This is a genomic window from Crocosphaera chwakensis CCY0110, from assembly GCF_000169335.1.
GTDB classification, from domain to species: Bacteria; Cyanobacteriota; Cyanobacteriia; order Cyanobacteriales; family Microcystaceae; genus Crocosphaera; species Crocosphaera chwakensis.
In genome coordinates, this window is the sequence record NZ_AAXW01000002.1 from 209815 (window position 1) to 231467 (window position 21653).

Sequence of the window (21653 nt, forward strand, 5' to 3'; positions counted from 1 at the left end):
AAATATTAGGAGGTTTGGTAGTATTACCCAATCTCTTTTTTTTATTTATTTTTGCTATGGCAGTACAGAACTTAAAAATTTGTATGAATAGACAATTATTACGAAGTGTCTCTTTTGTGGGAATAGTATTAGGATTAATAAGTTGCCAATGGTGGCCAATAAAAGAGAAAAATAAAGAATTAGCAATTATTATTAACCATGCCGACCCTTTAAGTGTTCAAATTGGTCAATATTATCGCCAAAAGCGCAATATTCCGGCTGATCATGTCATTGAAGTTATTTTTGATCCGAGTGACACTAATTTATCCCCTGAAGACTTCATTCGCATTAAACAAGAGGTAGATGCTTTAACTCCTTTTGAAGTCAAAGGATACGCTTTAACTTGGACAAAACCCTATCGAGTTGGTTGTATGTCCATTACCAGTGCCTTTGCGTTAGGATTTGATACCAGTCATTGTGCTAAGGGATGTCAAGCGATCGCTTCTAATCCTTACTTTAATAGTAACCGTTCTCAACCTTTTCTTGATTTTGGGATTCGTCCTACTATGACGATCGCTGCTACAAGTTTCGACAAAGCAAAAGCTTTAATTGATCGCGGAATTGCTTCAGATAATAGTCATCCTCAAGGGACTGCTTATTTAATGGATACTAAAGACAAAGCCCGTAACGTGCGTTCTGGTATGTATTCAACCATTATTAAACAATTATCTGCAAAAATACCGATTGAAGTCATTAAAGGGAATGTTTTAAACGATAAAAACGATGTTTTATTTTATTTTACTGGTACAACTAGAGTAAGACAGTTAGAAACTAATATTTTTTTACCAGGAGCGATCGCTGATCATCTCACGTCCTTCGGAGGAAAACTAACGGATAGTAGTCAAATGAGTAGTATTGAATGGTTAAAGGCTGGTGCAACTGGCAGTTATGGAACAGTGGTTGAACCCTGTAATTTTGTACAAAAATTTCCCCATCCTGGAGTTGTTATGTATCATTACTTGCAAGGAGATACCTTATTACACGCTTATTGGAAAAGTGTCGCTTGGGTTGGGCAAGGAATCTTTATTGGAGAACCCTTAGCCCGCCCTTTTGGAAATTCAGATGAGAATTAATCTGAATTGTTAACTTTTAGTTCCGTGGCCGGGACAAGGAAGAGGAGAAACGGAGCGATCTAACCATCCAGCAGCCTGATTAATGTGGCCTAAAGCTTCATCGGGTTGATTTTTGAGTAAAAAGACTAGAGCCGTTGCCAGTTGCTGTTTAGCTTGTGCTTGGCGATCGCCTTTAAGACGGTGCCAATCATTAGGGGTAATACTTAACTGCTGTGCTAAAATCTGAGCCAGTTCTAGAGACGAATCAGATTGTAAAGACTCGGTTTGGAAAACTTGAGACATAGAAGACATCGTTCAGTTTAAGATAGTAACAGAGCAACCTTAAGATTGCTCTATTTTAAGTTTAACCAATTATCGTAGCGAAGAATGTCTTCCATTGAATCTAATCAGTCCCCAAACCCTGACGAAGAATTTGAAACCGCTTTAATGGAAGTGGAGCAATCGCTCCTAAAGCTAAAAGAACGCTACAAACAAGTTCAGCAAGCACAAAAGCAAAAATTAGACTTAGAAGAAAGACTAAATACTGTATCTCCACAAGATACCGCAGAAATAGAAAAAATTAACGAAGAACTACAACAGTTAACCATCACTTTAGAAAGCAATTTATTAACCGAAGAAGACGTAAAAACCCTATTATGGGAAGGCATTCGTCAAGGATTATTAGGGGAAGTTTTTTGGCAAATTATTCGCTTTGGTGGGTTAGGTATTATTCTAGGATGGTTATTGAAAACTTGGGTTGGTTAAATATAAATAGATAAATAATCTAAAGACAATCCCTATGTTGTTGCATACTACTTATTTGGCTTTGTTTAATCGGCGTTTGAAAGCAGATACTAAACCCAACCATCCACCAGTTGCTAACATTGCTAAAACAGAGGGTTCAGGAACACTGGTAGGATCTTGAGATTCTGGAGGAATCTCCCCTTTTCCGTGACTACCATGGCCACCATGTTCGTCCACAGCATTCGGAGCGACATTATCATGAGTCCCTGCGAATAGACCATCGTGATTTTCTGCTCCTAACCACATATGAATCATATGAAATCCAGGAGTCATAAGAGTATTATAAAAAGGGTATTTAGAGGGATCAGATGTGTCAAACTCTTCGTATACGGCAAGCTGAATCTCAGAGTTACTCAGTCCCAATAAAAGTGCATTTACCCACTCTTCATCGGATAAATCTTGACCAAAAATGACTTCTTCTGAATCTAAAGACCCAATGTTATCAATTTTTACATCGTTATGAGTATGCCAAGAGGCTAAACTGCCAAAATCTTCAAAAATATCTGGGGCAGTTGTAGTATTATTCTCTTTAAAGTTTTGATAATGGGTTAAAAGTTCATTGGATTCAACACCTTCGAGCGTACTATAAAGTCCTGTACCTGCTCTATTGACTAGATATTGTTCCTGAAAATAAAATGCTGCCACTAAATTGCCGTGTTCATCAAAATTTAAACCCAAGGGATCAGTAGCAACAGCAGGATCAAGTATATTTAATGGTTTGACATAATGAACGCCGTGACCTTTAAATATAGGAGTAAAAGGGCGGAAACCTGCTGCTATAGCATTATCAACTCCATCAGATCCCATATAATCCGAAAGATTGCTAAATGTTTCGGTAATAATCGTTTCTGCTTCTGTTGATAAATCACCCTGTAATGCTTCGTAATAATTAATTACGTTCAGGGCATTACTATCAGCATTAAGACTATTATTCGCTGCAGTATCAAAAGGATTATAAAAATAGTTCAAATCGGCTGCATAAGTCGGTAAGGTCATTCCTGTAATGAAACTGATAGACATAGTGCCGATAATTCCAAGTTGTTTATTAAACATTTTTTATTTCCTCGATTATTTAAGCACCTGAATATTGAGTATCATTACTTAAATGAATTTATGTAACGAAATAATAAATTCATTTAAGTAATAATTGGAATAGTAACTAAATTTAAGCAAAAATCATCGTATTTTTAACCCCTGAAATGTTAATTTTTCGTTAAAAAAAGATTAACAGATGTTAATGTAAATTAATATTTAATTGCCCAACAATATTTCTAAGATAGTTAAAAAACTCTATTTCTATTTAAAATAGGTAAAGAAGATTAACTGTTGAAAATTCATGAAAACGACACTAGGAAGATGGAAATGTGTAGAGGGATGTGGAGCTTGTTGTCAATTAGATCCAGGTGATCGCCCTGACTTAGAAGACTATTTGACCCCAGAAGAATTAGAGCATTATTTAAGTTTAATCGGAAAAGACGGCTGGTGTATTCATTTTGACCATGAAACTCGAAAATGTTCAATTTATGAACAACGTCCTCGTTTTTGTCGAGTACAATCTGATATTTTTCAACAAATGTACGATATTGATCCCTCTGAGTTTAATGAATTTGCTATCGAATGTTGTCATCAACAAATTGAAGGGGTCTATGGGAAGCAAAGTGTAGAAATGGAACACTATAATAGAGGAATTAGAGAAAATAACTAACCACAGTAAGGAGGTTGGCCTATCGATACCATTTACGGAAACCTACAAGGATTAAAACCCAATCAAATTAAGCAGTTAAAGCGACTTTATCATCAAAAACTACGGGGCGATCGCTTCACGTCTCCAGAGTTTGCCCAACGGCTAGCCGCGGTGAGTTCTGATCTCGGTCAAGGGGTATGCGCTTATATTAATCGTCGTGGCCAAGTGATTCGTGTGGGAGTGGGTACTCCTCGACAAACTCAAATACCTCCCCTAGAATTACCTCGTTATGGAGCTGAACGGCTTTGCGGTATTCGCTGCATTGCTACTCAACTGAAGGCTGATCCTCCGAAAGAATCTAGTTTAACGGCGATGGTACTGCAACGTCTCGATACGTTGGTAATGTTATCCGTTACCTCAGAAGGGAAAATGCGACGGGGAGGTGGGGCAACGGGATACGTTAAAGAAGCCTATATTGCCCATTTATTGCCTGCTTCAGAGTTTAATCCTAATCATAACTATTATTGGACTGTTTCTCCTTCTATGACCCTAGAAACCCTCTCAGAACAAGACTTTTTAGGGTTAGTAGAAGGGTTAGAAGCAGAGTTTCGTCGGGAATATGTAGCACAGCAAGTAGAAGGTGATCACGAACGAGTTGTGATTGTCGGGCTACAAACCGAAAAAATGAGCGATCGCACTTTTGCTGAGGAGTTAGCTGAAGTAGAAAGACTGGTGGAAACCGCCGGAGGGGAAACTGTCGAAACCATTCAACAAAAACGTTCTCATCCCCATCCTCAAACTGTTGTCGGGAAGGGTAAAGTAGAAGAAGTGGCTTTACGGGTGCAAACGTTGGGAGCTAACTTAGTGGTGTTTAGCATTGACTTATCTCCAGCTCAAGTCCGTAACTTAGAGACTCAGTTAGGGGTTAAAGTGGTTGATCGGACTGAAGTTATTTTAGATATTTTTGCACAACGGGCCCAGTCTCGTGCTGGTAAATTACAAGTTGAGTTAGCCCAATTAGAGTATATGTTGCCTCGGTTAGTGGGTCGAGGTCAAGCCATGTCTCGCTTAGGGGGTGGTATCGGAACCAGAGGACCAGGGGAAACCAAGCTAGAAACAGAACGTCGAGGCATTCAACGGCGTATTTCTCGTTTGCAACAAGAGGTGAATAAGTTACAGTCTCATCGTTCTCGTTTGCGTCAACAACGGCAAAAACAGGAAGTTCCTACTATTGCCATTGTCGGTTATACCAATGCGGGTAAGTCCACTTTGATCAATGCGTTAACCAATGCAGAAGTGTACACTGCTGATCAATTATTTGCGACGCTTGATCCGACCACTCGCCGTTTATCGGGTATTGATAGTGATACACAACAACTTTACACTTTCTTGTTAACAGATACAGTAGGATTTATTCATGAGTTACCTCCATCTTTGGTGGATGCGTTTCGCGCAACTTTAGAAGAGGTAACAGAAGCGGATGCTTTATTACATTTGGTTGATTTATCTCATCCTGCTTGGCAACATCATATACAGTCGGTGATGACTATTTTACAAGAAATGCCTTTAGTTCCTGGCCCGATTTTATTAGTTTTTAATAAGATTGATACGGTAGATGGAGAAACTTTACGGGTTGCCCAAGAAGAGTATCCTTTAGCTGTGTTTATTTCTGCCAGTCAACGATTAGGGTTAGAAACTTTAAGGAGTAAATTAGGTCAGCTAGTTGAATATGCGTTGAATAATTCTAGGTTGTAACAATTATAAGTGATTAGTCATCAGTTATCAGTTTATAATTGTTCGACTGTTTATCTGGATGTCCCTAAAAGCTAAAGGAGAAATAATCTCTTGAGTAAAGTTAAATTGTTTTAAATAACGATTATTTTCTGGTTGTTGAAAGACTATCAACTTACGGGGGGACAAGTTGATCAACAAACTGTATGTCATTAATTAGTTCTACTTTTACGATTACCCCATCTTCGGACACCACTGCTGACTCTCGAAACTGAACGACTGTTTTTACACCAATTTTTTGTCTAAATGTGTCTAAAAATACCCAAAAATTCAAGGACTCACAGGAAAAAGCTCCTCCCTTAAGTCCTTAAAACCCTTATCAATCGTGGGTTATACTGATTATAGTTAAATGCCAGGAGGCGGACTTGAACCGCCGACACGAGGATTTTCAGTCCTCTGCTCTACCAACTGAGCTATCCCGGCTAAAGCACTTATTTATTTAGTGCTTAACAAGCATAGCAAATATTTTTGAGCAATGCAAGAGGTTATCTAAATATTTTTTAAACTAGGTGAGAAGATAAAAACAGAGAGGCATAAATGCTAAAATATAATCCATAGCTAGGGGTGTCTGTGGAATAAGGCTGAGAAATACCCTTAGAACCTGAGACTGGGTAATACCAGCGTAGGGAAGCTGTTTATAGAGGAATCAAAGTATGAGAACACAATGGGTTGCCAAGCGACGGGGACAAAGTAATGTCTCTCAGATGTATTACGCTCGTCAAGGCGTTATTACTGAAGAAATGGACTATGTGGCAAAACGGGAAAGCCTACCCCCCGAATTAATCCGTGAAGAGGTAGCACGGGGACGGATGATTATCCCTGCAAACATCAATCACACTAACTTAGAACCGATGTGTATTGGAATTGCTTCTAAGTGTAAGGTTAATGCAAATATTGGTGCTTCTCCTAACTCATCTGATCTTGATGAAGAAGTGGCTAAACTCAATCTAGCGGTTAAGTATGGGGCTGATACCGTTATGGACTTATCCACCGGTGGGGGAGACTTAGACACCATTCGTACGGCTATTATTAAAGCATCTTCGGTTCCGATTGGGACGGTTCCCATCTATCAAGCTTTAGAGAGTGTTCACGGTAATATAGAGAACCTTACCCCTGATGATTTTCTCCACATTATAGAAAAACACGCCCAACAAGGTGTAGATTATATGACTATCCATGCAGGTATTTTAATTGAACACTTGCCTTTAGTGAGAAATCGTCTAACAGGTATTGTTTCTCGTGGGGGTGGTATTATTGCGCGTTGGATGTTACATCATCATAAACAAAACCCGCTTTATACTCATTTTGATGAAATTATCGAAATATTCAAGAAATATGATGTTTCTTTTAGTTTAGGGGACTCGTTACGTCCTGGTTGTACCCATGATGCGTCTGACGAAGCACAACTGGCCGAGTTGAAAACGCTAGGTCAACTGACTCGTCGCGCTTGGGAACATGATGTACAGGTGATGGTGGAAGGGCCTGGCCATGTACCGATGGATCAAATTGAGTTTAATGTTAAAAAGCAGATGGAAGAGTGTTCCGAAGCACCTTTCTATGTGTTGGGTCCTTTGGTAACCGATATTGCTCCAGGTTATGATCATATTACCTCGGCGATCGGTGCAGCTATGGCGGGTTGGTATGGAACCGCCATGTTATGTTATGTGACTCCGAAAGAGCATTTAGGGTTGCCTGATGCTGAAGACGTGAGAAATGGTTTGATTGCTTATAAAATAGCAGCACACGCAGCCGATATTGCGCGTCATCGTCCAGGGGCCAGGGATCGGGATGATGAACTATCCAAAGCTCGTTATAATTTCGATTGGAACCGTCAGTTTGAGTTATCGTTAGATCCGGATCGGGCGAAGGAATATCACGATGAAACCTTACCGGCGGATATTTACAAAACGGCTGAATTTTGTTCGATGTGTGGACCGAAATTCTGCCCGATGCAAACAAAAGTCGATGCAGATGCTTTGACAGAGTTAGAAAAATTCTTAGCTCAAAAAGATCGAGAAAAAGTGACTCAATAATGCAATAAACTGCTGTCCGCCCAAAGCAGTTCTATATAGTATCTAGAGTATAAATAAACTCCTGTTAAGGATTATCTTAACGGGAGTTTTTTGGTAAAAAGTTCCTATAATATTATTAAATTTAGGGCAGATTCTATGTTAATATAAAGTAATTATCAATACTATTTTAATTAGCAAGTATATTATTAATATGGTTAAGCAGTTTCTCCCTACTCAGTTAAAAAAACAACTTAAAAAGGCATTTGGGATTAAAGGAATTCATGATAGAATTAACGTTCTTGAATATACTTTACAACAAGACCAAGCACTAAAAATTATTGAACTTAACGACAAAATTAATAGACTCGAAAATACTTTAGAACAACATCAGAAAGAAGTAACAAGATTACAGGAACTATATAATTATGCGGTGCTGAAAGAAGTTGATCTAATTCGTTACTATGGTTCTCTTTATTTTTGGTACACCCAAGATATTTCTTATCAGTGGATTTCTCGTTCCCCTGAACCTTTAGTCATTAAAAATTATACGCCAACGGCTGAAGATTTTAACCAATCTTATATTAATACAGGTGATTTATTACAAGATTATAATCAATTATCATTGAATCATCCTAATCTTCATGAATATGAATTAAAGTACATTCTTTTCTTACATTTATGGCTCAATAATATTGATTTTGTATTTATTGATATTGGGGCTAATTACGGAAATACTGCTATCCCTGCAGCTAAATTTTTCAAAAAATATGGTCAGAAAAATCCTATTATTTCCTTTGAACCAGGTTTTGTTTACGAACTTTTCCAAGTCAATACTAAAATCAATCAAGTTTCTGATATTATCCAACCAGAAAAAATTGCAATTAGCGACAAAAATTATCCCCAAGTAATTAAAAGTATGTCAGAGCATTCAGAATGCAATAGTGTCCAGGATTTGCGTCAATTTTATCCTGAGCTACAGTTAGCTTCGTGCCAGGTGGTAGAAAGTATAAGACTTGAAGACTATATTAAACAACATCAAATTACTTCCCCTTTATTGGTTAAAATTGATGCTGAAGGCAGCGACTTTCAGGTTTTAGAAGGAATGAAAAGCTTACTCAATAATGGAGTGGTGATGCTGATCTTAGAATATGATCCCAAGTATTTGAATAGGTTTATCCCATCAGAGAAAATTCTAGTGAATCTTAGTAAAGATTATCTATTATTTAATATGAGAACCCTTGATCAAAATGCTCGCTGGCAATTCAGTAAAATTGAAGATAATATCAATTCATTAAAAATCTTTTCTCAAGCGGTTCTTAAGTCTCCTGCCGGTTGGACTGATATTTTAGCTATTAGTAAAAGTCTACCCAATTTAGAAAAATTGATTAAGCGAATGATGGGTTAAAGTCTTTTAATCTAATAGATAGACATGAACTAATTCGATATTCTAAATTCTAAATTCTAAATTCTCCTCCATTATTTGCTAAATTAAAAAAGAAGATAAAATAGCCCCAAAAGTAACCATTATGGCAGAAGATAGAAACAACAGAAACGATACTGACTGGATTAAACAGCTAGTCCTCATGGGTATTGGTACAACCTCACTAGCTGCGGAAAAATTAAAAGAAGTCAGCGAAGAGTGGGTCAAAGAAGGTAAAATTAACCCAGATCAAGCTCAAGGTTTCGTTGACGATATCATGGACCAGATCAAAACCGGTCAGGGTAACTTTGAAAACAACATGGAACGTCAACTGCGTAATATGTTGCGAGACTTAGGTGTTCCCCGTCAAAATGAAATGGATGAGTTACGGGGAAGAATTGATCGCTTAGAACGACAAGTTAGGGACTTAGAAAACAAATTATGGCGTTAAAGACAGTTAGTAAAGGGAAAAAACGATCCATGCGTGAAATTCTTATTAGTTTCGGGATTATTGCTGCTTTTAGTTTATTGTTACTCTTTAGTTTTATTTTTGGTAACTCCAACAAAGAAACGGCGATCGCCTCGGAAAATACCCCCGACATCACCAAAGATACGTTAATGGCTTTAAATATTAATAATAAGGAAATTACCGATATGGACTTAGAAAACGCCGTTACCACAGAGTCTGGTCTCAAATACATTGATGTTACAGAAGGGGACGGAGAAAGTCCAACCCAGGGACAAACGGTTACAGTACACTACACTGGAACCCTAGAAAATGGCAAAAAGTTCGACAGTTCCCGCGATCGCAATAAACCCTTTTCGTTTAAAATTGGGGTAGGGCAAGTGATTAAAGGATGGGATGAGGGGGTTGCTTCGATGAAAGTTGGTGGCCAACGCATTTTAATCATTCCTTCTGACTTGGGTTATGGTGCAAGGGGTGCTGGTGGTGTTATTCCCCCCAATGCAACCTTAATCTTTGATGTGGAATTATTAGAGGTTAAATAGTTCAACAGTTTTCAGTGGACAGTGATCACTTATCAGTCACTGTTCATTAAGCTAATAACTCAAAAAAACTTTAATTAATAATTGTAATCCTGCCATAACTAATAAAATTAAAACCAACTTACGAAACAATAATAAGTTAACTCGATTAGATAAAAAGAATCCTAAAACTAAACCCATAAAAATAATAGGAATATTTCTCAGAAACAGTTGCAAAACTTCTGGGGTAAAATTATCTTGCAGAAAGTGATTGATTAAAACAATAATAACATTACAAAAAAAGAAGAAATTTAGGTTACTTTTAAACTGTTCCGGTGTCCATCGACAACAACTCCCATAAATAACAATAGGAGGTCCCCCTGTATTGTAAGCACCGGATAATAATCCTGAGAAAAAGGCAAAGCCATAACCCCACTTTTGGGAACGAATGATAGGTAAAGGTAACTCCAAAAGGGAATAAATAGCATATCCTAATACCACCATTCCTAAAAGCATTAACATAACCGTTTGATTCAGATTTTTTAGAAAATAAACTCCAAAGGGAATAGCTAAACTCGAAGCAATAATTAATCCTAAAATTTCTCTAACTTCTAACTTTTTTCGATAATAAAAAGAAATAATTAATAACGTCAATAAAGCAATTAAATTCATTAACGGGGAAGCCAACCGAACATCGATAATTAAAGTTAGTAAAGGCATCACAGCTAACCCCAACCCAAACCCAGAAAGGCTTTGAATAAATACCCCTAATAAAATAATTAATGAAATAAAAAGATTATCCATTTTGACTCTGAACTAAAGCCACTCCATGAGAAGTACCTAAACAAGTTGCTCCAGCTTCGATTAAAGCATAAGCTTGTTCTAAGGTTTTGATTCCCCCTGATGCTTTAATTCCTACTCTACCTTGAGATATATTATTAAGAAAACGTACATCGGACACCGTTGCTCCCCCAAACCATCCACTACAGGTTTTCAGGTAATTTGCCCCTGCATCCATACAAATTTCTGCTGCTAAACGCTTTTCTGTATCTGTTAATAAATTGGTTTCTAAAATCACTTTAATAGTTTGTCCTGTCGCTTCGCAAATGGCTGAAATTTCGTTATAAATGGCTTCAGAATTTCCTGCTTTAATTTGTCCTAAATTGAGCATAACATCAAGTTCTTTGGCACCATTTTCAGTGGCTTCTTGGGCTTCATAAAGTTTAACAGCAGAGGTATTCGCTCCTGTCGGAAAGCCAATAACAGTACAAATAACAATTTTTTGACCATGAAGTAATTTAACCGCTTGAGATACGGCACTAGGATAAATACACACTGCACGAAAGCCAAAATATTGGGCTTCACTGCAACATTTTTCTATATCTTCTGGGGTAGTAGTAGGGTTTAGTAAGGAATGATCAATATAATCTGCAATATCAATATTTGTCTTCTTTTCTATCATTTTGATTTTCCTATGTTTAATTTAATTGGTAAATTCTAAGAAATAAAATAGCTAATTTTTTAAAAGCCTTATTTTTTTTTATTCTTAAATTTATTTAATGTCAATTAGTTTCTATAATAAACAAGTTTTATTTTAACACATTTAAGATCATGTCAATCGTAAATTCTTGGAAAAAAAGCAAAAAAATATAATAAATTTAGCTTTAAAGTTTAAGGAACTCATGTTATGGACACGCCGTCAATATTTTTATAATAGACTATTATCAAATTTATTTTGTGGAGACAAGCCATGAAATCGTCAATTGTTGCTGTTTTGGGATTGCTTAGTTCTATCTTATTCGCACCTGTCGTTCAAGCAGCTAACCCTGATCATATTCAACAGTTATTATCTACTAGAGAATGTCAAGGTTGCGACTTATCTGGGGCAGATTTAACTGCTGCTCATTTAATCGGAGTGGACTTGCGAGATGCTAACCTAGAAGGAGCGATTCTTATCGAAGCTAACCTAGAAGGAGCAGACCTTACAGGAGCAAATCTAGAAGGAGCAAATCTAACTGCGTCTATGATCACCAATGCTACTCTTAATGATAGCATTCTTGACAACGTTAACCTTAGTAAAGCGATGGTTTATGATGTTGATGTTGCTGGTGCATCGATGATGGCTTTAACCATTGATGACGCGCAAATTTTTCACACTGGAATTAGTGTAGGGGGACAATTACCCGAATAATCAATGAGCCTGTTTCTGGTTGTTATTTCTCTATCTTATCTCCTCCACATTTTTCTTATCTGATAAAATTCTTAATTATTCTTTTTAGTTACTATCTCTACAGGACTACCATCTAGTGTAGTGCAACTTAAATATAATTCGTTATTATAGAACTTATTGTGATATTGTATATTATCTTATGGCAGTTCAACAAAGTCAGACAACCCAGGGATTAAACATCGGAACTTTAAAACGAGTTCATCATATTGCTTTAAATGTTAAAAATATGACAGCTTCTCGTCATTTTTATGGTAATATTTTAGGACTCCACGAATTAATAGGCAAAGAAGTTCCTAGTACCTTAAAAGATTTGGTAGCTCAAGGAAAAGTTGCTAATTTTATTACTCCCGATGGATTAATTTTAGACTTATTTTCAGAGCCTAATTTATCACCCCCTAATGTTGATCCTAAACAACAATTTACAAGAGCAAATCATTTAGCTTTTCATATTGATGCTGATTTATTTGACCAAGCTGTTGAAGTATTAAAGAATAATCAGGTTATGATTGATCATGGTCCCGTTAGTCGTCCCACAGGAAGAGGTATTTATTTTTATGATCCTGACGGTTTTATGGTAGAAATTCGTTGCGATCCTTAAGAGGTATTGATGTAAGATTAAAGAAAGTGAGAAGCCTAAAGATGGCAGTAAATTGATATTGCTTACTCACAGCTTTAATTCAACCCTAAAATAAATTTAAGGGATAAACTAATTAAAATTGATTGTAATATTAATAATAGCAAAATACTTACCACAGCAAGAAAAAAATAGCGTCGAATTAAAGCGATTAATCCTTTAATGACTGCTCTAGCAATGGTTTGTTCTAAGCCCTCATTGGTCATGACTTTATAAATAATTTTTTCTACTTCATCATCAACTTTTCGAGCGAGGGTTCTTCTACGTTTCTTCTTAGGAGATTCCATAATAATGGGTCAGTCAGTAATCTTGCTTTTCTATACTATCTTTAATATCATTTAAGTCAATATAACGATCGGTAGCATTTCGTAATTCTCTAGCGATCATCCCTTCTGTAGAAACAACAGTAATATGGGTATTTTTTGATCTTAGTAATTCAATTGCTCGTTCAAAATCCCCATCTCCGCTAAATAAAATAACACGATCATATTGCTCAACAGTATTAAACATATCTACGACAATTTCAATATCAAGATTGGCCTTTTGGGAATATCTTCCAGAAGTATCATCATAGTATTCTTTTAAAATTTTAGTTCTCACCGTATATCCCAAACTAATTAAGGCATCACGGAACCCTCTTTGATCTTGAGAATCTTTTAAGCCAGTGTACCAAAAAGCATTAATTAAAGAAACATGAGGATCATTGGTAAAATAATCTAGAACTCGCCTAGGATCGAAAAACCAACCGTTTTTTTGTTGCGCGTAGAACATATTATTGCCATCAACAAATATAGAAAGACGCTCTTTCTGACACATACAAGTATTCGTAGCATCCATAAAATTAAGACCTAAGTATAAATAGAAATAAAGAAATAGATAAGTAGCTTAATTGTTTAAATTAATAAGGTTACTTAACTAAAATTTTACCTTAAAAGTTTACCAGTTTGTAGGATTGATTATATTTAAGTAAATCTAAGGAATTAATGAGAAACTAAGTAGGAACACCAATCACTCCAACCCCCAGGATATAATTTTGCTCCTTTAATCCCGACTGATTCCATTGATAAAAGATTGACACAAGCAGTGACACCTGAACCGCAATAAACGATTATTTCTTTAGACCCAAAAAAATCATGCCATAAGCCTTCTTGCTTAGCTTTAGGAAGAATATAACCTTCATTATTAGTAACGCGCTTCCAAGGACAATTAACTGCGGACTGAATATGGCCAGCGATAGGATCGATGGGTTCTCTTTCTCCTCGATAGCGATCGCTGTCCCTGGAGTCAATCAAAGTAACATTAGGTAAATCTTTGCGTTGTTTGAGGGTATCAATATCCACAATCCAGTTGGTGTGAGGTTTAGGGACAAAACACCCTGATTTTGCCTCTGGAGTGACAGTATCCGTTGGATAACCTTTCCCTTGCCAACTGGGCCAGCCACCATCTAAAACCGCGACTTTTTCATGACCAAAATAGCGCAATAACCACCATAAACGGGCCGCAAAGGCAAAGCGCAAATCATCATAAGCAATCACTAAAGTTTCCCCCGATGTTATTCCCATCGACTCTAATTTTTTCGCAAAAGTCGAGGCATCGGGAAGAGGATGACGGCCACCATGAGTATTGACAGGAGAAGATAAATCTTGATCTAAGTTTAAATAATAAGCTCCCTTGATGTGACTGGTAAGATATTGTTCATATCCCCAGTTCCCATCTCCGAGACGGAAGCGACAATCAATAATAACCAGATTGGGGTTAGAAAGTTGACCAGTTAGCCATTCACTAGAAATAACAGGATTTACATTAGACATAATAATATTTTAGACTGATGAGCTTAGGGAAGGAAAAACTTTTTGATAATTAATAAACAGTTACGCCCATCATCAGTGCGCTGATAACTCAATTGAGCAGCGATTTTTTGTAAAATAGCAAGGCCTTGGCCATGACCAGCAAAACCATGATCTTGATTAGACTTAATTTTAAGGAAGTTCTCCAGGTCAAAAAAAGGGCCAGAGTCCCAAATCCTTATTTCTAAGCTCTCAGGGGTAAGTTTAATTTCAATTTCTATAAAAACATCCGTCTTTATGTCTTTATGGGCGTGGCGTACTGCATTGGTAAAGCCTTCTGCTAAAGCCAGTTGACATTGCAACCAATCTTTTTTAGGAATCCAGGGTTGATTTATGTTGTCAAAGTTACTTAAAACTTCATCTAGTGCTTTTAGGTCGCTCTTTACTTTGAACGAAACCTGTTGGAGAACGCTCAATGATTCAAAGCCTCTACAATCAACTATAGTTGACACAGATAGACTAGAGATTCAGATATCTCTATTCTAATTACTAGCTTTAGTTTACCTGGATTGTTACGATATTGCTGGTATTTTTCTGATTTTGTTACTTTCGACTTCTAAAATAGTCGTTCAGATATGGTTGGATTGCACTTCAATCTCAAGGCTCAATTCTTGCTTAAACTCCTCATAACTATCAATTATGGTTCAAATCTTATTAATTGATGACGATCACAGTATTCGCTTGCTTTTGGAGAAAAACCTCGAACGCCAGGGTTATGATGTAGTTTGTGTTAGTGAAGGGGAAGAAGGTTTAGTTAAGGCTAAGGAGTTACACCCGGCGATGATTATTTGCGATTGGGTGATGCCTGGTATAAGTGGGTTAGAAGTGTGTCGTCAGGTGAAGAGTATTCCTGATTTAGCGACTACTTTTTTTATTTTACTGACTTCGTTGGGATCTGTCGAAGATCGTGTCAAGGGGTTGGATGCAGGGGCTGATGATTTTCTCTGTAAACCCATTGAAATGAACGAATTTATTGCTAGGATTAGAGCCGGATTAAGATTACATCAGTTAAGTCAAGATTTAACCGAACAAAAGCGACTTTTAGAAGCGGAACTAGCAGAAGCAGCCGAATATGTTAGCTCTATTTTACCTAAACCCCTTGAGCATCATTGTTTAACGATTAATTCCCGTTTTCTTCCTTCAAGTCAGTTGGGAGGAGATGGATTTGATTATTTTTGGTTAGATGATCATCATTTAGCCCTTTATCTTTTAGATGTTTCTGGTCACGGACTTCGGGCTGCTTTACCTGCTTTGGCTGTGATTAACTTACTTCGGTTTAAAAATTTAAGTCAAGTTGATTATTATCAGCCGAATGAGGTTTTAAATGAACTCAATAAAACCTTTCAAATGACTGATACTAATGATAAATATTTTACTATTTGGTATGGGGTTTATAATTGCAAAAATCATGAACTTATTTATGCTAGTGCTGGTCATCCTCCTGCTATTTTATTCACTCCCAATGTAGAAGAAGAATTACTTGAAACTCAACTAAAAACTCCTGGTTTACCCGTAGGAATGTTTCCTGAAGCTAATTATACGAATAAGTCTTTGTTTATTGATAGTTTATCTAGGTTATATATCTTTAGTGATGGCCTCTATGAAATTGAACAAAAAGATGGTACACTAATTGGATTAACCACTTTTTTAGCAATGATCCGTAATTATCAAAAACGGGATTCTCACAATTTAGATCAGTTAATTGGATATCTAAAATCGTGCAATCTGAAGAAAAAATTTGATGACGATTTATCAATTATCGAAGTGAATTTTACTGAAAATCTTTAAAAATAGATTCTATAAATTCATAATATTTTTTTCTAACTCTTCTCGACTCTCAAAAATTCTAAAGACTTTGTACATATCTGTTAATTCAAGTAACATCATTATTTGTTCATTGACTGAACATAAAAATAGTTTAGCACCAGCTGCCCGAACCATTTTTAAAGACAAAACTAAAGCTCCTAAACCTGAGCTATCCATAAAGCTAACGTCTTTAAAATCGATGACAATAACTTTGGGATTTTTTTCTAATAATTTCTGAACTTGTTGGCGAAACTGATGAGCTTTTGTCCCATCAACCATCCCAGAGGGTTGATAAACTTCAAAATAGACTGTCATTGATAATAAAACTAAAAAATTAGAATAAAATTAGCATAAAAGTTAACAGCAATTGTCATTCCTAATTCCACCATAGCAAAGAAAAAAATAAAACTATCTAATATTCAGTCTATTTTCTTAAAGAGTTGGGGTAAGTTTCATTGAAGAAATTAAAGGACTGATAACAAAAAACTGATATCATCTACGGGCGCAGGAGCTGATAAATCTGACGGTAAGAAGGCGCGGGCTGTCACTGCCACTAAAGCCACTAAAAATATTAAAACAATTAACATCGGAGCAATGTATTGACGAAAGAATGCCATAATAAAAAGTCTAAAATTCATACATATTCCTAAATTATATCAAACTAGCTTGATGTCTGCTCAATTATTTTCTCATTCACAAATCTTAATAGCAGGGGTTGATGAAGTGGGGCGAGGTTGTTTGTTTGGCCCGGTGGTTGCTGCTGCGGTAGTGTTGGAAAAGAGTAGTATTCCGCAACTTCAAGAAATCGGGGTTAAAGACAGTAAAAAACTCTCAGCGAAACGTCGTGAAACGTTAGCCACAGCAATAAAAAATAGAGCAATTTCTTATCATATTAGTTACGCATCTTCTCAAGAAATTGATCGTTTAAATATTCTCAATGCTTCTTTATTAGCGATGAAACGATCTATCACAAAACTATCTATTACTCCTCAATTATGCTTAATAGATGGTAACCAAAAAGTTCCTAATCTTACTATTCCTCAAGAAACGATTATCGGGGGTGACAAATCTTCTCCTTTAATTGCTGCTGCTAGTATTTTAGCTAAGGTTTGGCGCGATCAATTAATTGTTCGTTTAGCCGCTAAATATCCTCACTATGACTTAGAAAATAACAAAGGTTATGGAACTAAAAAACATCGCCTTGCTTTACAACAATATGGGCTTTGTTTTCATCATCGTCGTTCTTTTAAATTAAAGATAGATAAATAACCTTTGCTGACAACATCTTTTTAAGGTGTTTTTGTCCCTAAAGAAATTATTTCTATCTCATTAATTTTCTTTAATTGTTGATCATTGGTTATTAGAATGCTTTGGGTTTCCCATGCACTTGATACAATGATCGCATCAGGAATTTTTAAATTATATTTTTGTCTGAGTTGAATGGTTTTCTCCGCAATATCCGCAATATTAGAATTTAAGGAAATTTCTGATAAGCTTTTAAGACTGGTTCGGATTAGTTTTTCTTCTTCTTCAGATAAAGAAGTAAAGGAGAGTAACTCGATTTTTGTAATAATGGAATAGCCTAATTGACTGTCGGGAATGGGTTCAGATAACTGGTCATTGAATAATGAGATAAAAATATTCGTATCAATCAGATAATCTAGTTTCATCCCATTCACCTCTAATTTTTTTTTGCCATGTTACGGGGTCAATTTCTCGGAAGGCTTTTATTTTTCCTTGAAGTTGATTAAGGTTAGTTTTGGGGGGTTGTGATTGAGGGTTAATGATGATAGCAATTTCATATTCTCCTGCTTCAATGTCGTCAGGAAGTTGTACAGTTAGTCGGTGATCTTCTGTGATATTGGTTTGGGTTTCGATAATTCTCATAGAGGTTGCTTATTAAGAATTAATTATTAGGATAACTCAATTTTAACGATTAATCTATTACAATTTTTCTCATTCTGCTAAATCTTGAAGTCTTCTTAATTATTTTTTTGTCTTAAATAGTTTAATAATTTAGTAAACTCATGGGGCAAAGGGGCGATCGCTTCTATTTTCTCCGAAGTAATGGGATGGGTTAATGTTAATTTATAGGCGTGCAATGCTTGTCCTGATAACTTCATTTTTAGAGAACGATTTGCACTATATAAGGGATCTCCGACAATAGGATTACCCAAATAACTACTATGGACTCTTATCTGATGGGTTCTACCTGTTTCTAATGTAAATTTAACTAAACTATAATTCCCTAATCTTTCTACAACTTCCCAGTGGGTTATGGCTTCTCTTCCTCGTTTTTCTGTAGGGACAATAGCCATTTTTTTTCTATCAATAGGATGGCGACCAATAGGTAAGTTAATTATCCCTTGATTATTATCATAATCGCATTCTTTATTGGTTAAAACACCATAAATAATCCCTAAATATTCTCGTTTCGCTGTTTTATTTTTGATTTGTGCTTGTAGGTTTTGATGAGCAAAATCTGTCTTCGCAACTACTATTGCTCCCGTGGTATCTTTATCTAAACGGTGAACAATTCCTGGCCTTTGTACGCCACCAATTCCTGCTAAATTAGAACAATGATAGAGTAAAGCGTGAACTAAGGTTCCTGTTTCATGTCCTGGTGCTGGATGAACAACTAAATTAGCTTGTTTATTAATAATAATTAGCTGCTCATCTTCGTATAAAATATCGAGTGGTATGGGTTCGGGTTTGAGTTCTAACGGTTTAGGATTAGGTAGATTAATTTGTAAGCGATCACCTATTTTTACTTTTATTTTTTTATTCGTACAAACTTCGTCATTGAGAATAATATTACCTTGTTCTATTAGTTTTTGGACATAGGATCGAGAGATGTCTGTTAGATGATTGGATAACCAAACATCCAAGCGATCACCTTGTGTTTCTACCGTTAAATTAATGATCATGAAACACCAATAAACTAAGACTCTAAATACTCGTTAAACCGCTTTCTTAACTGTTCAGTTGTTAAATCTTTGGTTAAAAATTCTACAAAAGCTTGACCAAATGCCCAAGCATTGCCTTGAATATCCCCAGAAGTATCTAATAATAAAGGCCACAAAGATAACAGATCAAACTTTTGCTTATTATCATCATCCTCAAATAAACAAAAGAGATCGTAAGCCATTTGCAATTTACCAATGACAATGGGTAATTGTTCAACGGGAATCTGTTCAGCTAAGGCATAAGCTAACCCAGGTGAACCTGTACTTAAGGTAGAAATAAACTGCAATACAGGACTTTTTAATAAAGCGGTTATTCCTTGAGTGGTACTCAGTCTTAAAGTACAAGTTTCAATGATTTTAGTTGCAGCGACAGAGCGAGCTTTTTGTTGTTGTAAAAAACGAGCTAACCTTAATTGTTTCGACGGTTCAATAAACTCTAATAAAGTATTCGTTAAAGCTTCGACTCCCCAACTGTCTCGGTTTGTGGTTGCGTCACTGGTAACAAGGGGTAAAACCATATCGCATTCTTCCCCAAATACCTCTATACGGTATGTTGTCGCCTCTCTAATACTCACTTCTTTGGATAACGTTCCCTGTTGCCAGTTGTAAGGGGGTTGCCACTCTCTCACTGGTCGTAAGCGATCCACTTGGGTTACTATAACAATGATAGGTAAGTCTGCAATGACCTCTTTAACTGCCTTTAAAAAGGTTATATCGATGTCTAAAGAGGGATCAAGTGCAGGGGTAACTAATAACAGTAGATCAGCCTTTGTACAATAATTTAAGACCTCTTCTCGAAACTCAGGACGGTTAATTTGTTCATATCCCGGCGTATCCCAAAGGGTTAAATAGTCTCCTGTGGGACTATCCCAGTGATAAGCAGTAAAATTATCCGTACTGGGTAAAATGTCGACCTCTGCTTTGTCTGTTTTAAATAAGGTATTGATAAGGCTACTTTTTCCAGCACCGGTTCGCCCTGCTAGTAAAATATTAACGGGTTTGGCTTCTATTTCTTTGACAGGTTTGGCTTTAGCAATGATGTCTCTTAGGGTTTCAGTCTTAGAAGTAGAAAGACTTTTTTCTTGGACAGATAAAGCGTCTGAGAGGAGAAGATTTTTATCACTGTAAAGGGCGATCGCTTGTTGGGCCAGGGTTTTTAAGGCAGTTTCTCGGAAGGTTTGCCCTAAATTCACTAATAATTGTTGATTGGCTTGTTTTGTTGCTTGTAAGCTAGTTTGTCTCGCTATTGCTGCAGCAGGGTTGAGTATCCATTGACTCCAGTTCCAGACTCGCCATAATTTACGGGCATTGGGTTCTAATTGTTGATACACTTCATAAGCTTGGTATGCTTGAGCGATACTTACTTGACTGAGAACAGGGGATAATTTTTGCATCCAGCGATCAAGATCGTCAACGGTTCCTCGGATCAGTCCATAAGCTTGGGGAATATAGATATTGAGTAGAGGATATTTGATTTCTGGGTGATAAATGTGAGCGATCGCACTAACTAAATTTTGACATCGTTGCCAAAACGTTGCCCAGTCTTCCCAAAAGGGGCGATCGTTGCGAGTTTCTTGGATAATCTCAGCCAAAATACTCTCTATTTTGTTAAAAGTTTCCTTATCCTCAATGGTTGCAGCAATTTCTTTTTGTTCGTTATCAACTTCTTCGTTAACTTGAGTAATGAGGGTTTCAATTTGTTGTTCTACGGGTTTCGTCCATTTCACCAACAACCAACGCCAACCCAACAACATTAAGATAAAAATTCCCCAGATCCAATTAATTCCCCATTGATGAATCTGTAGCCCAGCTGCAATGATAAAAAAACTAACAATAATGACTAGGGGACTTGCTAATATGACCCATTGCCAAGATTTTAATTTAATCATTTTGTTTGATTTTCCTGTATAATAATTATTATTTTATCTAAATAATATTGAAAAGTTAGCAATAGTTATAAAAAAAATTAAATTCATCATCCACTTTGTTTCTCATTTATCGTAAATCATGGCCTCTTTAACCCTCTCAGAAATTACTTATTATCGTTCTCAACTTGCTGACTATCCTGATGCAATTACTGCTTTAGATGAAATTGTTGTTTGTGATGGGGACTTAGATGATGCGGCCATTAACCTTGCTTTAAGTGTCGGACAAACCCCTGATCGCACGGACTGGTTAGAGGGACTAGCAAAACGATATCGGGTAGAAATTTGTCAAGAAAACCTGATCAACGAACTGTCTGAAGGTCATATTATTCCGGTTATTAATCATTTAATGACCACTAAAATCGGCCCAGATATTTTAGTTTTACCTGTGGTTTTATATGTTCTCAAAACAGGGGTTGATAATTTTTGTTTTCCTTTGAATCTTAAAATAACATAATT

Annotated in this window: 27 protein-coding genes, 1 tRNA gene and 1 riboswitch; of the genes, 13 read left to right on the forward strand and 15 right to left on the reverse strand. The window is 36.4% G+C overall.

The window, feature by feature from the left end; translation table 11 throughout:
* Nucleotides 1-83: 83 nt before the first annotated feature.
* Nucleotides 84-1112 carry a TIGR03790 family protein gene (locus tag CY0110_RS02100; RefSeq protein ID WP_083794044.1) on the forward strand — a complete coding sequence of 343 codons (1029 nt, stop codon included), beginning with the start codon at nucleotides 84-86 and terminating at the stop codon, nucleotides 1110-1112.
* Nucleotides 1113-1121: 9 nt separating this feature from the next.
* Here the strand turns inward: CY0110_RS02100 and CY0110_RS02105 are convergent, their stop codons facing one another.
* Nucleotides 1122-1403: a DUF6439 family protein gene (locus CY0110_RS02105; protein ID WP_008273541.1), complete on the reverse strand. Its 282-nt coding sequence runs from the start codon at nucleotides 1401-1403 to the stop codon at nucleotides 1122-1124.
* Between the two features lie 75 nt (nucleotides 1404-1478).
* On the opposite strand from CY0110_RS02105, the gene CY0110_RS02110 reads away from it, so the two are divergent.
* Entirely contained in the window at nucleotides 1479-1856 is a 378-nt protein-coding gene (locus CY0110_RS02110; RefSeq protein WP_035798215.1) for a hypothetical protein, read from the forward strand.
* Nucleotides 1857-1907: 51 nt separating this feature from the next.
* On the opposite strand, the gene CY0110_RS02115 is transcribed toward CY0110_RS02110, so the two are convergent.
* A complete protein-coding gene (locus CY0110_RS02115) occupies nucleotides 1908-2948 on the reverse strand; it encodes a PEP-CTERM sorting domain-containing protein (protein WP_035798217.1) in 1041 nt (346 codons plus the stop codon).
* A 283-nt stretch (nucleotides 2949-3231) separates the two neighbouring features.
* Between CY0110_RS02115 and CY0110_RS02120 the strand changes: the two genes are divergently transcribed.
* A complete protein-coding gene (locus tag CY0110_RS02120; RefSeq protein ID WP_035798219.1) occupies nucleotides 3232-3600 on the forward strand; it encodes a YkgJ family cysteine cluster protein in 369 nt (122 codons plus the stop codon).
* Nucleotides 3601-3621: 21 nt separating this feature from the next.
* On the forward strand, nucleotides 3622-5334 hold the full coding sequence (hflX, locus tag CY0110_RS02125) for a GTPase HflX (RefSeq protein WP_035798220.1): 1713 nt from the start codon (nucleotides 3622-3624) through the stop codon (nucleotides 5332-5334).
* A 386-nt stretch (nucleotides 5335-5720) separates the two neighbouring features.
* On the opposite strand, the gene CY0110_RS02130 is transcribed toward hflX, so the two are convergent.
* Nucleotides 5721-5793: transfer RNA gene (locus tag CY0110_RS02130), tRNA-Phe, on the reverse strand.
* 127 nt (nucleotides 5794-5920) lie between these two features.
* Nucleotides 5921-6016: riboswitch (TPP riboswitch) on the forward strand.
* Between the two features lie 7 nt (nucleotides 6017-6023).
* Between CY0110_RS02130 and thiC the strand changes: the two genes are divergently transcribed.
* The 4 genes from thiC (at nucleotide 6024) to CY0110_RS02150 (ending at nucleotide 9810) form a co-directional block, all read left to right on the forward strand.
* Complete coding sequence (gene thiC / locus CY0110_RS02135; protein ID WP_008273561.1) at nucleotides 6024-7403, forward strand: phosphomethylpyrimidine synthase; 1380 nt, start codon at nucleotides 6024-6026, stop codon at nucleotides 7401-7403.
* 190 nt (nucleotides 7404-7593) lie between these two features.
* Nucleotides 7594-8787, forward strand: a complete 1194-nt coding sequence (locus CY0110_RS02140) for an FkbM family methyltransferase (protein WP_035798222.1) — start codon at nucleotides 7594-7596, stop codon at nucleotides 8785-8787.
* A 121-nt stretch (nucleotides 8788-8908) separates the two neighbouring features.
* A complete protein-coding gene (locus tag CY0110_RS02145) occupies nucleotides 8909-9253 on the forward strand; it encodes a phasin family protein (RefSeq protein WP_035798224.1) in 345 nt (114 codons plus the stop codon).
* Between the two features lie 29 nt (nucleotides 9254-9282).
* Nucleotides 9283-9810, forward strand: a complete 528-nt coding sequence (locus CY0110_RS02150; protein ID WP_035798286.1) for an FKBP-type peptidyl-prolyl cis-trans isomerase — start codon at nucleotides 9283-9285, stop codon at nucleotides 9808-9810.
* A 51-nt stretch (nucleotides 9811-9861) separates the two neighbouring features.
* Here CY0110_RS02150 and CY0110_RS02155 read toward each other — a convergent pair whose 3' ends face one another.
* Complete coding sequence (locus tag CY0110_RS02155) at nucleotides 9862-10590, reverse strand: sulfite exporter TauE/SafE family protein (RefSeq protein WP_035798226.1); 729 nt, start codon at nucleotides 10588-10590, stop codon at nucleotides 9862-9864.
* Nucleotides 10583-11248, reverse strand: coding sequence for a deoxyribose-phosphate aldolase (deoC, locus tag CY0110_RS02160; RefSeq protein ID WP_008273580.1), 666 nt, complete (start codon nucleotides 11246-11248; stop codon nucleotides 10583-10585). The genes CY0110_RS02155 and deoC overlap by 8 nt, the downstream gene beginning before the upstream one ends.
* A gap of 288 nt (nucleotides 11249-11536) precedes the next feature.
* Here deoC and CY0110_RS02165 point away from each other — a divergent pair, with 288 nt between their 5' ends.
* On the forward strand, nucleotides 11537-11977 hold the full coding sequence (locus CY0110_RS02165; RefSeq protein ID WP_035798228.1) for a pentapeptide repeat-containing protein: 441 nt from the start codon (nucleotides 11537-11539) through the stop codon (nucleotides 11975-11977).
* A gap of 178 nt (nucleotides 11978-12155) precedes the next feature.
* Nucleotides 12156-12614, forward strand: coding sequence for a VOC family protein (locus CY0110_RS02170; RefSeq protein WP_008273590.1), 459 nt, complete (start codon nucleotides 12156-12158; stop codon nucleotides 12612-12614).
* Nucleotides 12615-12688: 74 nt separating this feature from the next.
* Here CY0110_RS02170 and CY0110_RS02175 read toward each other — a convergent pair whose 3' ends face one another.
* From CY0110_RS02175 to CY0110_RS02190, 4 genes are all read right to left on the reverse strand, one after another.
* Nucleotides 12689-12937 (reverse strand): hypothetical protein, encoded by a 249-nt coding sequence (locus tag CY0110_RS02175; RefSeq protein ID WP_008273592.1) that lies wholly within the window; start codon nucleotides 12935-12937, stop codon nucleotides 12689-12691.
* A gap of 13 nt (nucleotides 12938-12950) precedes the next feature.
* Entirely contained in the window at nucleotides 12951-13487 is a 537-nt protein-coding gene (locus tag CY0110_RS02180; protein WP_035798230.1) for a LabA-like NYN domain-containing protein, read from the reverse strand.
* A 143-nt stretch (nucleotides 13488-13630) separates the two neighbouring features.
* A complete protein-coding gene (locus CY0110_RS02185; RefSeq protein WP_008273595.1) occupies nucleotides 13631-14461 on the reverse strand; it encodes a sulfurtransferase in 831 nt (276 codons plus the stop codon).
* 23 nt (nucleotides 14462-14484) lie between these two features.
* Complete coding sequence (locus tag CY0110_RS02190) at nucleotides 14485-14913, reverse strand: ATP-binding protein (protein WP_035798288.1); 429 nt, start codon at nucleotides 14911-14913, stop codon at nucleotides 14485-14487.
* A 223-nt stretch (nucleotides 14914-15136) separates the two neighbouring features.
* Between CY0110_RS02190 and CY0110_RS02195 the strand changes: the two genes are divergently transcribed.
* Complete coding sequence (locus tag CY0110_RS02195) at nucleotides 15137-16285, forward strand: PP2C family protein-serine/threonine phosphatase (RefSeq protein WP_035798232.1); 1149 nt, start codon at nucleotides 15137-15139, stop codon at nucleotides 16283-16285.
* Nucleotides 16286-16294: 9 nt separating this feature from the next.
* Here the strand turns inward: CY0110_RS02195 and CY0110_RS02200 are convergent, their stop codons facing one another.
* Entirely contained in the window at nucleotides 16295-16618 is a 324-nt protein-coding gene (locus tag CY0110_RS02200) for an STAS domain-containing protein (protein WP_035798235.1), read from the reverse strand.
* A gap of 149 nt (nucleotides 16619-16767) precedes the next feature.
* The gene (locus tag CY0110_RS29770; RefSeq protein WP_157464515.1) at nucleotides 16768-16941 is read right to left on the reverse strand and encodes a hypothetical protein; all 174 of its coding nucleotides are present in this window, start codon (nucleotides 16939-16941) and stop codon (nucleotides 16768-16770) included.
* 31 nt (nucleotides 16942-16972) lie between these two features.
* Here CY0110_RS29770 and CY0110_RS02205 point away from each other — a divergent pair, with 31 nt between their 5' ends.
* Nucleotides 16973-17572, forward strand: coding sequence for a ribonuclease HII (locus CY0110_RS02205; RefSeq protein WP_008273608.1), 600 nt, complete (start codon nucleotides 16973-16975; stop codon nucleotides 17570-17572).
* A 20-nt stretch (nucleotides 17573-17592) separates the two neighbouring features.
* Here the strand turns inward: CY0110_RS02205 and CY0110_RS02210 are convergent, their stop codons facing one another.
* The 4 genes from CY0110_RS02210 to CY0110_RS02225 form a co-directional block, all read right to left on the reverse strand.
* Nucleotides 17593-17973 carry a type II toxin-antitoxin system VapC family toxin gene (locus tag CY0110_RS02210; RefSeq protein ID WP_035798237.1) on the reverse strand — a complete coding sequence of 127 codons (381 nt, stop codon included), beginning with the start codon at nucleotides 17971-17973 and terminating at the stop codon, nucleotides 17593-17595.
* On the reverse strand, nucleotides 17951-18190 hold the full coding sequence (locus CY0110_RS02215) for a hypothetical protein (protein WP_035798239.1): 240 nt from the start codon (nucleotides 18188-18190) through the stop codon (nucleotides 17951-17953). The genes CY0110_RS02210 and CY0110_RS02215 overlap by 23 nt, the downstream gene beginning before the upstream one ends.
* A gap of 95 nt (nucleotides 18191-18285) precedes the next feature.
* Nucleotides 18286-19230 (reverse strand): RluA family pseudouridine synthase, encoded by a 945-nt coding sequence (locus tag CY0110_RS02220; protein WP_035798241.1) that lies wholly within the window; start codon nucleotides 19228-19230, stop codon nucleotides 18286-18288.
* Nucleotides 19231-19244: 14 nt separating this feature from the next.
* Entirely contained in the window at nucleotides 19245-21158 is a 1914-nt protein-coding gene (locus CY0110_RS02225; RefSeq protein WP_008273618.1) for a GTPase family protein, read from the reverse strand.
* Nucleotides 21159-21276: 118 nt separating this feature from the next.
* On the opposite strand from CY0110_RS02225, the gene CY0110_RS02230 reads away from it, so the two are divergent.
* Entirely contained in the window at nucleotides 21277-21651 is a 375-nt protein-coding gene (locus CY0110_RS02230) for a hypothetical protein (RefSeq protein WP_035798243.1), read from the forward strand.
* Nucleotides 21652-21653: the final 2 nt, after the last annotated feature.

What these genes read in the sequence shown, in the direction of transcription:
- CY0110_RS02100 (WP_083794044.1), top strand. Translation starts at nt 84, where the DNA reads ATGAATAGACAATTATTACGAAGTGTCTCTTTTGTGGGAATAGTATTA.
- CY0110_RS02105 (WP_008273541.1), bottom strand. Translation starts at nt 1,403, where the DNA reads ATGTCTTCTATGTCTCAAGTTTTCCAAACCGAGTCTTTACAATCTGAT.
- CY0110_RS02110 (WP_035798215.1), top strand. Translation starts at nt 1,479, where the DNA reads ATGTCTTCCATTGAATCTAATCAGTCCCCAAACCCTGACGAAGAATTT.
- CY0110_RS02115 (WP_035798217.1), bottom strand. Translation starts at nt 2,948, where the DNA reads ATGTTTAATAAACAACTTGGAATTATCGGCACTATGTCTATCAGTTTC.
- CY0110_RS02120 (WP_035798219.1), top strand. Translation starts at nt 3,232, where the DNA reads ATGAAAACGACACTAGGAAGATGGAAATGTGTAGAGGGATGTGGAGCT.
- thiC (WP_008273561.1), top strand. Translation starts at nt 6,024, where the DNA reads ATGAGAACACAATGGGTTGCCAAGCGACGGGGACAAAGTAATGTCTCT.
- CY0110_RS02140 (WP_035798222.1), top strand. Translation starts at nt 7,594, where the DNA reads ATGGTTAAGCAGTTTCTCCCTACTCAGTTAAAAAAACAACTTAAAAAG.
- CY0110_RS02145 (WP_035798224.1), top strand. Translation starts at nt 8,909, where the DNA reads ATGGCAGAAGATAGAAACAACAGAAACGATACTGACTGGATTAAACAG.
- CY0110_RS02150 (WP_035798286.1), top strand. Translation starts at nt 9,283, where the DNA reads ATGCGTGAAATTCTTATTAGTTTCGGGATTATTGCTGCTTTTAGTTTA.
- CY0110_RS02155 (WP_035798226.1), bottom strand. Translation starts at nt 10,590, where the DNA reads ATGGATAATCTTTTTATTTCATTAATTATTTTATTAGGGGTATTTATT.
- deoC (WP_008273580.1), bottom strand. Translation starts at nt 11,248, where the DNA reads ATGATAGAAAAGAAGACAAATATTGATATTGCAGATTATATTGATCAT.
- CY0110_RS02165 (WP_035798228.1), top strand. Translation starts at nt 11,537, where the DNA reads ATGAAATCGTCAATTGTTGCTGTTTTGGGATTGCTTAGTTCTATCTTA.
- CY0110_RS02170 (WP_008273590.1), top strand. Translation starts at nt 12,156, where the DNA reads ATGGCAGTTCAACAAAGTCAGACAACCCAGGGATTAAACATCGGAACT.
- CY0110_RS02175 (WP_008273592.1), bottom strand. Translation starts at nt 12,937, where the DNA reads ATGGAATCTCCTAAGAAGAAACGTAGAAGAACCCTCGCTCGAAAAGTT.
- CY0110_RS02180 (WP_035798230.1), bottom strand. Translation starts at nt 13,487, where the DNA reads ATGGATGCTACGAATACTTGTATGTGTCAGAAAGAGCGTCTTTCTATA.
- CY0110_RS02185 (WP_008273595.1), bottom strand. Translation starts at nt 14,461, where the DNA reads ATGTCTAATGTAAATCCTGTTATTTCTAGTGAATGGCTAACTGGTCAA.
- CY0110_RS02195 (WP_035798232.1), top strand. Translation starts at nt 15,137, where the DNA reads ATGGTTCAAATCTTATTAATTGATGACGATCACAGTATTCGCTTGCTT.
- CY0110_RS02200 (WP_035798235.1), bottom strand. Translation starts at nt 16,618, where the DNA reads ATGACAGTCTATTTTGAAGTTTATCAACCCTCTGGGATGGTTGATGGG.
- CY0110_RS29770 (WP_157464515.1), bottom strand. Translation starts at nt 16,941, where the DNA reads ATGAATTTTAGACTTTTTATTATGGCATTCTTTCGTCAATACATTGCT.
- CY0110_RS02205 (WP_008273608.1), top strand. Translation starts at nt 16,973, where the DNA reads ATGTCTGCTCAATTATTTTCTCATTCACAAATCTTAATAGCAGGGGTT.
- CY0110_RS02210 (WP_035798237.1), bottom strand. Translation starts at nt 17,973, where the DNA reads ATGAAACTAGATTATCTGATTGATACGAATATTTTTATCTCATTATTC.
- CY0110_RS02215 (WP_035798239.1), bottom strand. Translation starts at nt 18,190, where the DNA reads ATGAGAATTATCGAAACCCAAACCAATATCACAGAAGATCACCGACTA.
- CY0110_RS02220 (WP_035798241.1), bottom strand. Translation starts at nt 19,230, where the DNA reads ATGATCATTAATTTAACGGTAGAAACACAAGGTGATCGCTTGGATGTT.
- CY0110_RS02225 (WP_008273618.1), bottom strand. Translation starts at nt 21,158, where the DNA reads ATGATTAAATTAAAATCTTGGCAATGGGTCATATTAGCAAGTCCCCTA.
- CY0110_RS02230 (WP_035798243.1), top strand. Translation starts at nt 21,277, where the DNA reads ATGGCCTCTTTAACCCTCTCAGAAATTACTTATTATCGTTCTCAACTT.